Source organism: Streptomyces sp. x-19 (assembly GCF_046549115.1).
Classification (GTDB): Bacteria; Actinomycetota; Actinomycetes; order Streptomycetales; family Streptomycetaceae; genus Streptomyces; species Streptomyces albulus_C.
Genome location: NZ_JAJPWK010000010.1, coordinates 204,521 through 216,151, shown reverse-complemented (window position 1 = coordinate 216,151; position 11,631 = coordinate 204,521). Strand labels below are relative to the sequence as shown.

The following is an 11,631-nucleotide window of genomic DNA, read 5'->3' as shown; positions in this document are numbered from 1 at the left end:
CGCGGGGCGTTGGGGTTCCGGAGCGGCCGGGGCCAGGGGCTGCGGGGCCCGTCGACCGGTTCCCGCGCGATGGGTTGTCCCGGCGGTCCCTGGGTGGTCAGGACGGGCGGGCCATGGCGGCGACGAAGGCGCGTTCCACGTCGGCGGTGGTGAGGACGCCGTAGATCGCACCGGTGGGTTCGACGACGAGGTACTCGGTGGCGGGGGTGGCCCGGAGGTGGTCCAGGAGGGCCTCGCCGGAGAGTTCGGCGGCGACCCGCATGCCGTCCTTGAGGTCCTGGGCGAGGGAGCCGACGGACACCCATGGGCGGCGGTGTTCGGGAATGCCGACGAGGGCGGCCTCGCGCACCAGGGCGGTGGGGAACCCCTGGCGGTCGACGACGACCAGGGCGCGGGCCCCGGCGTCGTTGGCGCGGCGCAGCGCCTCGGAGAGCGGGGTGTCGGCCTCGACGGGGATGGCGCGCCGGGTGAGCGTGCGGGCGGTGAGGTCCGGGAGGCGCTCGCGGAGCCGGGCCATGCGCAGGCTGTTGCCGGCGCCGGTCCAGATGATGGCGGCGAGGATCGCGGCGAGCAGCGCGTCGGTGAGCGAATCGGCGCCGCTGAGCTCCTCGGGGGCCCGGCCGAGGGCGCCGGTGCGGGTGAGCAGCGGGAGGCCGATGAGGACGGTGACGGCCAGCGCGCGACCGACCCAGGCGGCGGCGACGGTGCCGCTCATCGGCTTGCCGGTGATCTTCCAGACGACGGCGCGCAGCATCCGGCCGCCGTCCAGCGGGAGGCCGGGCAGCAGGTTGAAGACCGCGACGATGAGGTTGGAGACCATCAGGCCGGCGAGCAGGACGCCGGGGACCGTGCCCGGTTCGACCACCTGCATGCCCGCGTAGAAGACGCCGGCGAGGACGAGGGAGAGGAGCGGGCCGACGAAGGCGAGGACGAACTCCCGTCCAGGGGTCTCGCTCTCCTTCTCTATCTCCGAGACGCCGCCGAAGAACTGGAGCTGGATCCGGCGGACCGGGAGCTTGAACCGGAGCGCCGCGACGGTGTGCGCGAGTTCGTGGACGAGCACGGAGGCGTAGAAGGCGACCGCGAAGAAGAGCGAGACCAGGTAGCGCGCGGCGCCCAGTTCCGGCAGGATCCGCTCCAGTTGGCCGCCGAAGACCCAGGTGATCAGGGCGGCGACCAGGAACCAGCTAGGTGCGACGTAGACCGGCACGCCGAAGGGACGGCCCATGAGGATGCCGCCGCCGGGGGCCTTCGGGCCGGTGTCGCGCCGGTCGCCGCCCCGCGGTGCGCCCGGGGGCGGCGCCTGGGGCCCGTCGGGTGTGCGCTCGGGCGGCTGGGGCGGCCGGTCCTGCCCGGACTCCTGGGGGTCCTGCGGCTTCCCGCTCTCGTCCACGACGTCCCCTCGTTGAATGCGGCTTCGGCACCTGCACCGTCTGACAACTCGATCATGCAGGGCAAAGGTGTCCGACGTCGATGGTATGCGGAGCTTCCGGCCGTGATCGGTTGCGGGGGCGGACCTGGCGGTGGGCTCACCGTCGGTGACGCGAGCGCGCTTGTCAGTGGCGGGCCGTAGGGTTCTGTGGCATGGGATCGAGCACGGAGATGACCGAGGCGGACGTGCCGGGCGGCGGGCCGGAGTCGGCGGCGGGGCCCGCCGGGGGTTCGGCGCCGGCGGGGGCCGTGGTGCCGGCGCAGGGCGGGGCGCAGCCACCGGTGGCGCTGTCGCCGTCGCGCGCCAGCGACTTCATGCAGTGCCCGCTGCTCTACCGCTTCCGCGTGATCGACAAGCTGCCGGAGAAGCCGAGTCCGGCGGCGACCCGCGGCACGGTGGTGCACGCGGTGCTGGAGCGGCTCTTCGACGCGCCTGCGGGGCAGCGCACGGCGGCCGGGGCCCGCGCGCTGGTGCCGGCGGAGTGGGAGAAGTTGCTGGCCAAGCGCCCGGAGCTGGCCGAGCTGTTCCCCGACGACGCGGACGGGGCGCGGCTGGGCCAGTGGCTGGCGGAGGCCGAGGCGCTGGTGGACCGCTGGTTCACGCTGGAGGATCCGACGCGGCTGGAGCCGGCCGACCGCGAGCTGTACGTGGAGACGGTGCTGGACTCCGGGCTGCGGCTGCGGGGCTTCATCGACCGGGTCGACGTGGCGCCGACCGGCGAGGTGCGCCTGGTGGACTACAAGACCGGGAAGGCGCCGCGTCCGCAGTTCGCCGAGGGCGCGTTGTTCCAGATGAAGTTCTACGCGTTGGTGGTGTGGCGGCTGCGGGGCGTGGTGCCGCGCCGGCTCCAGCTGGTGTACCTGGGCAGCGGCGACGTGCTGACGTACGACCCGGACGAGCGCGATCTGCGGGGCGTGGAGCGGAAGTTGCTGGCGCTGTGGGAGGCCATCCGGCAGGCGACGGAGACCGGTGACTGGCGGCCGCGGCCGACGAAGTTGTGCGGCTGGTGCGACCACCAGGCGCACTGTCCGGAGTTCGGCGGCACTCCCCCGGTGTATCCGTTGTCGGTGCGGGGGCCGGGTGAGTCGGCCGGGGGTTCGGGGGCCGCCGCCCAGGAGACGCCGTCGTCGCCGGTGCGCCCGGCGGAGGGCGGGGGCGAGCCGCAGGGCAGAATGGAGCGGATCGAGTAGATCGCCGCCCGTTGAAGGAGAGCTTGTGGCCATCCGCGTCCTGCTGGTCGACGACCAGCCCCTGCTGCGTACGGGTTTCCGGATGATTCTGGAGGCCGAGCAGGATCTGGCGGTCGTCGGTGAGGCGGGCGACGGGCTCCAGGCGCTGGAGCAGGTGCGGGCGTTGCAGCCCGACGTGGTGCTGATGGACATCCGGATGCCGCGGATGGACGGCGTCGAGGCGACCCGGCAGATCACCGGCCCGGCCAAGGACGGTCCGGCGAAGGTGCTGGTGCTGACCACGTTCGACCTGGACGAGTACGTCGTCGAGGCGCTGCGGGCCGGGGCCAGCGGGTTCCTGCTCAAGGACGCGCCGGCCAACGAACTGGTGCAGGCGATCCGGGTGGTGGCGGGGGGCGAGGCGATGCTCGCGCCGAGCATCACCCGCCGGCTGTTGGACAAGTACGCCGGGCACCTGCCGTCGGGTGAGGAGCCGGTGCCGGACACCCTCCACACGCTCACCGAGCGGGAGGTGGAGGTGTTGAAGCTGGTGGCCCGCGGGTTGTCGAACGCGGAGATCGCCGCGGACCTGTTCGTCAGCGAGACGACCGTGAAGACACACGTGGGGCACGTGCTGACGAAGCTGGGGCTGCGCGACCGGGTGCAGGCCGCGGTGTACGCCTACGAGAGCGGGCTGGTGCGGCCCGGCGCGCAGTAGTCGGGGCGCGTGCGGTCGAGGTGCGAACGGCGGCGGGGCCGGTCTGGGTGTCCCCGGACCGGCCCCGCCGTCCGTCGTCCGTGCGCGCCGGGCCGGCTCAGGCGCCGGCGGACTTGCTGATCTCCCAGAAGCGGAAGACCGTCGAGGAGTCCAGGGTCCATTCCAGGCCGGCGATGCCCTGGCGGGCCACCGCGTACTGCTTGCCCTGCCAGATCGGTATCACCGGCAGGTCCTGGGCGACGATGTCCTGGAGCTCGCGGAAGGCGGTCTTGGTGGCGCCGCGGTTGGGCTGGTCGGCCGTCTCGGGCAGCAGCCGGCCGGTGATCTCCGGCGAGCTGTAGTGGTTGCCCAGCACGCTGTCCTTGCCGAAGAACGGCTGGGTGAAGTTGTCCGGATCCGGATAGTCGGGGATCCAGCCCTTGACGTAGACGCCGAACCGGCCGGCGGCCATGCCCTCGTCGTACGCGTCGGTGGGCACGCTGCGCACCTTGGCCTCGAACAGGCCGCTGGCGTTGAGCTGGCCGGCGATCTCCTGGACGGCGGGGACGGTGCCCGGGCCGAACCGGTCGGGGGTGGCCCACAGGGTGAGCGGGACCTTGCCCTGGAGGCCGGCGTCGCGCAGGGCGGCGGCGGCCTTGTCGGGCTGCGGGCGGTCCCCGTAGGTGTTGAAGAAGGCGGTGTTGTGGCCGGTGATGCCGGCCGGGACGACCGAGTAGAGCGGTTCGGCGGTGCGCTGGTAGACGTCCCGGACGAGGGTGGAGCGGTCCAGGAGGTAGGCGATGGCCTTGCGGACGCCGAGTTTGCCGGCTACCGGGTCCTTGAGGTTGAAGACCAGGTGCATGACCTCGGCGCTGCCGCCCTCGACGACCTGCGTGCCGTGCTGCTGGTGCAGGGACGCCCGGTCCAGTGCGGCGATGTCCTTCATGGCCAGGCCGCGGTAGGCGACGTCGATGCTGCCGCTCTGGACGGCCTTCTTGAGCTGGTCGCGGTTGGTGAAGAACTTCAGGGTCATCCCGGAGTTCTTGGCCTTGGCGGGGCCCTTGTAGGAGGTGTTGACGGAGAACTTGGCCTGCCGCGGGCCGTAGGAGTCCAGGGCGTAGACGCCGGACCCGATGGCCTTGCCGTCGGTGCGCAGCCGGTCCGCGGGGTAGGCGGCGTGGTCGACGATGGAGCCGGCGCCCGAGGCGATCTTCATGGGGAAGGTGGCGTCGGGCGTCTTGAGGTGGAAGACCACGGTGCGGTCGTCCGGGGTCTGGACGTCGTCCAGCGCCGCGAACATCACGGCGGGGCCGTTCTTGTCCTTGATGCGCTTGATGCGGTCGAAGGAGAACTTGACGTCCTGGGCGGTGAGCTTGTCGCCGTTGCTGAAGGTCAGGCCCTCTTTGAGGGTGCAGCGGTAGACCTTGCTGTCGGAACCGGTGAAGCCGCAGCTCTCGGCGGCCTCCGGTTCCGGGGTGGTGCCGCCCTTGGGGAAGCTGAGCAGTGACTGGAAGACGTTGTTGAACAGCAGCCAGGAGCCGGGGTCATAGCCCGAGGCTGGGTCGGTGGCCACGACCTTGTCGGTCATGCCCATCACGACGGGCTCGCCGTGGCCGGACGACTCCGAGGTGTCCGTGCCGCACCCGGCGACCGCGAGCAGGACTGTCGCCAGTCCCGCTCCGATCGGGGCGGACAGCCACTGGTCACGCTTCACTCGGTGGTTCCTCACGTTCTGGTGGTGCCGGTCGGGCCGCGGCGGGGTGCCGCGGCGGGGACGGTTCGGTGCGGGGCGGGGCGGGGCGGGCGGTCAGCTGGAGACGCCGCGGCCCAGCTCCCAGATCTGGAGCGCCGAGGAGGAGTTGAGGGCCCATTCGACGCCGGTGATGTTGTCGCGGGCGGCGACGTACTGCTTGCCCTGCCACAGCGGCAGGTAGGGGACGTCGTCGGCCAGGATGTCCTGGGCCTGCTTGAAGCCGGCCGCGGCGGCGTTGCGGTCGGTCTGCTGGCGGGTCGCCGGGATCAGCTGCGACTCGATCTTCTCGTTGCGGTACGGGGAGTTGAGGAAGTTCCCCTTGCCGACGAACGGTGCGATGTAGTTGTCCGCGTCCGGGATGTCGGCGAACCACCCCATGCCGAAGGCCGCGTACTTGCCCGTCGACTCGTCGGTGCGGAACGTCTGCCAGCGGTCGATGCCCTTGATGCTGACGTCGAACAGCTTGGTGCTGTTGAGCTGCTGCTGGAGGGCGGCGAACTCCTTCGCGGTGTTCGGCCCGTAGTGGTACTTGCTGTAGGTCAGGGTGAACTTCACCGGGGTGGTGATGTTCGCCTGCTGGAGCGTCTGCCGGGCCGCGGCGACGTCGGGGTCGCCGTACTTCGTGTAGAACGAGTTGATGTGCCCGGTGAGGCCGGAGGGGACCAGCGAGTACAGCGGGTCGCCGGTGTACGCGTAGACGTCGCGCACCAGCTGGGAGCGGTTGACGACCTGCGCTATCGCCTGCCGGACGGCCTTGTTGGAGACCGACGGGTCCTTGGTGTTGAAGGCGAGGTAGCGGATCTCCTGGCCCGGCATCTCCTGGAGCATCAGGTGCTTGTCGCGGGAGTTCTGCAGGCTCTTGACCTGGTCGGGCGTCAGGCCGCGGCTCAGCAGGTCGATGTCGCCCTTGCGGAGCGCCGCCTCCATGTCCGCGGAGTCGTCGAAGAACCGCATCTCGACCTTGTCGTTCTTCACCGTCAGCCCGCCCTTGTACTCGGGGTTCTTGGTGAAGACGGCCTTGGTGAGGCGGTTGCCGGCGTGCTCGGTCGTGAGCGCGTAGGGGCCCGAGCCGACGGTCTCCCAGCCCTTGTAGAGGCTGTTCTTCGGGTAGACCTGACTGTCGACGATGGCGGCGGCGGGGGTGGCGAGCTTCTGCGGGAAGGTGGCGTCCGGCTTGGTGAGGTGGAAGACCACCTCGCTGTCGCTGGGCGTCTCGACCCGGTCGATGTCGTCGAGCAGCGACACCGGACCGTTGGTGTAGTTGATGGTCCGCAGCCGGTCGATGGAGAACTTCACGTCCTGCGCCGTCAGCGCGTGCCCGTTGGAGAACTTCAGGCCGCTGCGCAACGTGCACCGGTACTGCTCGTTCTGGGTGTCGCGGAAGCCGCACGACTCGGCGGCGTCGGGCACCACGGCGGTGCCGGTGCGGGGCAGCCGCATCAGCGTCTGGAAGGTGCTGCGCAACACGTTCCAGGCGTCGACGTCGTACGCCTGTGCCGGGTCGAGGGGCGCGGGCGCCGCCTTGGTGGCCTCGATCTGGGAGGCGACGCCGACGACGATCGGCGAGCCGCTCGAGCCCGCGCCGTCGGTGTTGCCGCAAGCAGCGAGAGCCGGGGCGAGGAGACCGGCCAGCGCCGGCAGCACCAAGGTCTTGCGATTCATCGTCGGCAGGTTCCTTATCAGCGCAGAGGTGTTGCTCGCGTCGAGATTAGTAGGCGCCGCCAGCGGGTCATCGACGCAAGGAAGTTACAGCGATATGGCGGTCGGATAACGGGGACTCGGTGATCGATATCCGGACGGCGGAACGTATCGCACGTTGCCCCACCAATCCGGACACTTACCCCCGTAGAAACCACCGGAGGACCCCTTTGGAACACCGGCCGAGCCCCCTGTCGACGGCCCGACGCGTGAGAAACGTCACGCATCTTAGCGGTCCGGTCGCCGGGTGAATTCCCCCGGGTATTCGTCACGGAAAATAAGCGGCCCGCTGCCGTGAGTTCCCGGGCATTGCGTGCAATACGCTCAGTGCACGACCCCTCGGCTTTCCGTGATGAGCGCCTGGAGAAAAGGGAGATCGACTTCTTCGAGCGAGCGCACCACGGTACGCCCCGGAGCTGCGGGAACGGGTGTCACGGAGGGCACCGCGACCACCCGGCAACCGGCCGCCTCGCCCGCACGCACGCCGGTCAGGGTGTCCTCGACGACGGCGCACCGGGCAGGGTCGACGCCCAGTCGCGCGGCGGCGGTCAGATACGGGTCCGGGTGCGGCTTGGTCCGCATCAGGTCGTCGCCGGCGACGACCAGCGCGAAGTTCTCCGGGCCGAGGGAGTGCAGCATCTGCTCGATGACGGTCCGGTGCGAGGCGGAGACCAGCGCGGCGGGCAGCCTGTGGGCGGCCAGCTCGGACAGCAGCCGGCGGGCGCCCGGCATCAGCGGCACCCCGCGGCCGATGCGGGCCACGAACGCCTCGTTGAGCAGGGTGCTCAGCTCCGTCAGGCCGATGTCCGCGCCCGTCTCGCGGAGCAGGTAGCCGGCGCTGCGGGACATCGGCCCGCCGACCACGACCTCCCGGTGGCGGTCGTCGAGGGTGTGGCCGAGGCGGGCGAAGACCTCGGCCTCGGCCTCCCACCAGAAGCCCTCGGTGTCGACGAGCGTGCCGTCCAGATCGAGGAAGACGGCCTGGAGGGTCGCGGCTTCGGCCGAGCGGGTGCCGACTGCGGGGATGCTGCTGGTCATCCATCCACCTCCCTGAGGACGCCCCCGGAGGGACGAAAGGGCCGGCCGCCTCCCCGGTGGGGGGAAACGACCGGCCACTACCGGACCGATAAGTGTACGACCGAGTGCGGCGAAACGCCCGGGGAGTGCGGAGGATCCGCTTCCCCGGGCGTCCCGCCGGGACCGCCGCTACGGTGCGTCACCGCCGGAGCCGGGACGTACCCCGGGCCCCGGACGCGCCACCGCACTACCGCGCGTTGAAGTACTTGGCTTCCGGGTGGTGGATGACGAGGGCGTCGGTGGACTGCTCGGGGTGGAGCTGGAACTCCTCGGAGAGCTGGACGCCGATCCGTTCGGGCTGGAGGAGGTCGGCGATCTTGGCGCGGTCCTCCAGGTCGGGGCAGGCGCCGTAGCCGAGGGAGAACCGGGCGCCGCGGTACTTCAGCGCGAACATGTCCTCGACGTCGGCCGGGTCCTCCCCGCCGAAGCCGAGTTCGCCGCGGACCCGGGCGTGCCAGTACTCGGCCAGCGCCTCCGCCAACTGCACGGACAGACCGTGCAGTTCGAGGTAGTCGCGGTAGGAGTTGGCCTCGAACAGCTCTGCGGTGGCCGCGCCGATCCGCGAACCGACGGTGACGACCTGGAGGCCGACCACGTCGGTCTCGCCGGAGTCCTCGGGGCGGAAGAAGTCGGCCAGGCACAGGCGCCGACCGCGCCGCTGCCGCGGGAAGGTGAACCGCGTCCGCTCGGTGCCGTCCTCGCCCAACAGGATCAGGTCGTCGCCCTTGGAGACGCACGGGAAGTAGCCGTAGACGACGGCCGCCTCCAGGAGGTTCTCGGTCTGGAGCTTGTCCAGCCAGCCGCGCAGCCGCGGCCGACCCTCGCTCTCCACCAGCTCCTCGTAGCTGGGGCCCTCGCCGGTGCGGGCCTGCTTGAGCCCCCACTGACCCTTGAACAGGGCGCCCTCGTCCAACCAGGAGGCGTACTCCTTGAGCTGGATGCCCTTGATGACCCGGGTGCCCCAGAACGGCGGGGTGGGCACCGCGTTGTCGACGGCCACGTCGGAACGGATCGCGCCCTGCTCCGGCTCCGGCTCCGAGACCTGCACGTCCCGCTTGGCCACCCGCCGCTGCTTGAGCTCGGGCAGGGTGGCGCCGGGCACCCCGCGCTTGACCGCGATCAACGCGTCCATCAACCGCAGACCCTCGAACGCGTCCCGGGCGTAGCGGACTTCGCCCTCGTAGATCTCGTGGAGGTCCTGTTCGACGTAGGCGCGGGTCAGGGCGGCACCGCCGAGGATGACGGGGTAGTCGGCGGCCATCTTGCGCTGGTTGAGCTCCTGAAGGTTCTCCTTCATGATCACCGTGGACTTCACCAGCAACCCCGACATGCCGATCACGTCGGCCTTGTGCTCCTCGGCCGCCTCCAAGATCGCCGAAACCGGCTGCTTGATCCCGAGGTTGACGACGTTGTAGCCGTTGTTGGACAAGATGATGTCGACGAGGTTCTTACCGATGTCATGGACGTCGCCACGCACCGTGGCCAGCACGATCGTGCCCTTGCCCTCATCGTCGGACTTCTCCATGTGCGGCTCCAGATAAGCCACCGCACCCTTCATCACCTCGGCCGACTGCAACACGAACGGCAACTGCATCTGACCGGAGCCGAACAGCTCACCGACCACCTTCATACCGTCCAGCAACGTCTCGTTGACGATGTCCAACGCCGGACGCTCGGCCAACGCCGCCTCAAGATCGGCCTCCAGGCCGTTCTTCTCCCCGTCGATGATCCGCCGCTTGAGCCGCTCGTCCAACGGCAACGCCGCCAACTCCTCGGCCTGACCAGCCTTGAGCGACTTGGCCGTCGCACCCTCGAAGAGCTCCATCAACTTCTGCAGCGGGTCATAACCCTCGGCCCGCCGGTCGTAGATCAGATCCCGCGCCACCGTGACCTGCTCCTCGTCGAAGCGCGCGATCGGCAGGATCTTCGAGGCGTGCACGATCGCGGAGTCCAGGCCCGCCTTGACGCACTCGTCCAGGAAGACGGAGTTCAACACGATGCGCGCGGCCGGATTCAGGCCGAAGGAGATGTTGGACAGTCCCAGCGTGGTCTGGACGTCCGGATGCCGCTTCTTCAGCTCCCGGATCGCCTCGATGGTGGCGATGCCGTCCTTGCGGGACTCCTCCTGACCGGTGCAGATGGTGAAGGTCAGGGTGTCGATGAGGATGTCCGACTCGAGAATGCCCCAGTTGCCCGTCAGGTCGGCGATCAACCGCTCGGCGATCTCCACCTTCTTCTCCGCCGTGCGCGCCTGACCCACCTCATCGATGGTCAACGCGATCAACGCCGCACCATGCTCGGCCGCCAGCCGCGTCACCTTCACAAACCGCGACTCCGGCCCGTCACCATCCTCGTAGTTCACCGAGTTGATCACCGCACGGCCACCGAGCTTCTCCAGGCCCGCCTGGATCACTTCCAGTTCGGTGGAGTCCAACACGATCGGCAACGTGGAGGCGGTGGCGAAGCGGCCGGCCAGCTCCGCCATGTCGGCCACACCGTCGCGACCCACGTAGTCCACGCACAGGTCGAGCAGGTGCGCGCCCTCGCGGATCTGCTCCCGGGCCATCTCCACACAGTCGTCCCAGCGACCGTCCAGCATCGCCTCACGGAACTTCTTCGACCCGTTGGCGTTGGTCCGCTCACCGATCGCCAAGTAGGAGGTGTCCTGACGGAACGGCACCGTCTGGTAGAGGGAGGCCGCACCGGGCTCCGGACGCACCACACGCTCACTCAGAGCGGCCCCCCGCACCCGCTCCACCACCCGCCGCAGATGCTCCGGCGTCGTACCGCAGCACCCACCCACCAACGACAGCCCGTACTCCCGCACGAACGTCTCCTGCGCATCGGCCAGCTCGGCCGGCGTCAGCGGATAGTGCGCACCGTCCTTGCCCAACACCGGCAGACCCGCATTGGGCATACACGACAACGGAATACGCGAATGGCGGGCCAGATAGCGCAGGTGCTCGCTCATCTCCGCCGGTCCGGTCGCACAGTTCAGACCGATCATGTCGATGCCCAACGGCTCCAACGCCGTCAGCGCCGCCCCGATCTCCGACCCCAGCAACATCGTGCCGGTCGTCTCCACCGTCACCGAACAGATGACCGGCAGATCCGTACCAGTCGCCACCAGCGCACGCCGCGCGCCCAGCACGGCGGCCTTGGTCTGCAACAAATCCTGCGTGGTCTCCACCAGCAACGCGTCCGCACCACCGACGATCATGCCCTCGGCGTTCTGCTGGAAGGCATCGCGCAACGTCACGTAGTCGACGTGCCCCAACGTCGGCAGCTTCGTGCCCGGCCCCATCGAACCCAACACGAACCGCTGCTGCCCGCTCGACGCGGTGAACTCGTCCGCGACCTCCCGCGCGATCGCCGCACCGGCCTGCGACAGCTCGAAAACGCGATCGGCGATGTCGTACTCCGCCAACGCCGCGAAGTTCGCACCGAAGGTGTTGGTCTCCACACAGTCCACACCCACCGCGAAGTACTCCTCGTGCACCGAACGCACGATGTCCGGCCGGGTGAGATTGAGGATCTCGTTGCAGCCCTCCAGCTGCTCGAAGTCCTCCATGGACGGATCCTGCGCCTGCAACATCGTGCCCATCGCACCGTCGGCAACCACGACCCGGGAAGCAAGCGCTTCGCGGAACGCGGTGACGCGGGACGAGCTGGTGGACGAGGGCGTATTCGAAGCCATGGAGGTGCTCCCGTGGTTGCGACGGCTGTCGGCTTTGCACCCCTCCTGAAGAGGGCGCACCCGGCCAGCGTAGCTTCCGGGCCGGGACAGGTGTTCACCATTCCACGG

The 11,631-nt window shown here is 69.8% G+C and carries 7 protein-coding genes; 2 read left to right on the top strand and 5 right to left on the bottom strand.

Annotated elements, in window-relative coordinates; translation table 11 throughout:
• Nucleotides 1–97: 97 nt before the first annotated feature.
• Nucleotides 98–1,393: a site-2 protease family protein gene (locus tag ACLJT4_RS23810; protein WP_411124952.1), complete on the bottom strand. Its 1,296-nt coding sequence runs from the start codon at nucleotides 1,391–1,393 to the stop codon at nucleotides 98–100.
• A 191-nt stretch (nucleotides 1,394–1,584) separates the two neighbouring features.
• On the opposite strand from ACLJT4_RS23810, the gene ACLJT4_RS23805 reads away from it, so the two are divergent.
• Together ACLJT4_RS23805 and ACLJT4_RS23800 are read left to right on the top strand one after the other, a co-directional pair.
• The gene (locus tag ACLJT4_RS23805) at nucleotides 1,585–2,622 is read left to right on the top strand and encodes a RecB family exonuclease (protein ID WP_411124950.1); all 1,038 of its coding nucleotides are present in this window, start codon (nucleotides 1,585–1,587) and stop codon (nucleotides 2,620–2,622) included.
• Nucleotides 2,623–2,647: 25 nt separating this feature from the next.
• Nucleotides 2,648–3,319, top strand: coding sequence for a response regulator (locus ACLJT4_RS23800; protein ID WP_020929992.1), 672 nt, complete (start codon nucleotides 2,648–2,650; stop codon nucleotides 3,317–3,319).
• Between the two features lie 97 nt (nucleotides 3,320–3,416).
• Here ACLJT4_RS23800 and ACLJT4_RS23795 read toward each other — a convergent pair whose 3' ends face one another.
• From ACLJT4_RS23795 to metH, 4 genes are all read right to left on the bottom strand, one after another.
• Nucleotides 3,417–5,012 (bottom strand): ABC transporter substrate-binding protein, encoded by a 1,596-nt coding sequence (locus ACLJT4_RS23795; protein WP_411124947.1) that lies wholly within the window; start codon nucleotides 5,010–5,012, stop codon nucleotides 3,417–3,419.
• A gap of 93 nt (nucleotides 5,013–5,105) precedes the next feature.
• Nucleotides 5,106–6,713 (bottom strand): ABC transporter substrate-binding protein, encoded by a 1,608-nt coding sequence (locus ACLJT4_RS23790; RefSeq protein WP_411124945.1) that lies wholly within the window; start codon nucleotides 6,711–6,713, stop codon nucleotides 5,106–5,108.
• 360 nt (nucleotides 6,714–7,073) lie between these two features.
• Complete coding sequence (locus ACLJT4_RS23785) at nucleotides 7,074–7,787, bottom strand: HAD family hydrolase (protein WP_411124943.1); 714 nt, start codon at nucleotides 7,785–7,787, stop codon at nucleotides 7,074–7,076.
• A gap of 226 nt (nucleotides 7,788–8,013) precedes the next feature.
• Nucleotides 8,014–11,523, bottom strand: a complete 3,510-nt coding sequence (gene metH, locus ACLJT4_RS23780; RefSeq protein WP_411124941.1) for a methionine synthase — start codon at nucleotides 11,521–11,523, stop codon at nucleotides 8,014–8,016.
• Nucleotides 11,524–11,631 lie beyond the last annotated feature (108 nt).

Coding starts and splice junctions, on each gene's coding strand:
- ACLJT4_RS23805 (WP_411124950.1), top strand. CDS start 1,585: ATGGGATCGAGCACGGAGATGACCGAGGCGGACGTGCCGGGCGGCGGG.
- ACLJT4_RS23790 (WP_411124945.1), bottom strand. CDS start 6,713: ATGAATCGCAAGACCTTGGTGCTGCCGGCGCTGGCCGGTCTCCTCGCC.
- ACLJT4_RS23785 (WP_411124943.1), bottom strand. CDS start 7,787: ATGACCAGCAGCATCCCCGCAGTCGGCACCCGCTCGGCCGAAGCCGCG.
- metH (WP_411124941.1), bottom strand. CDS start 11,523: ATGGCTTCGAATACGCCCTCGTCCACCAGCTCGTCCCGCGTCACCGCG.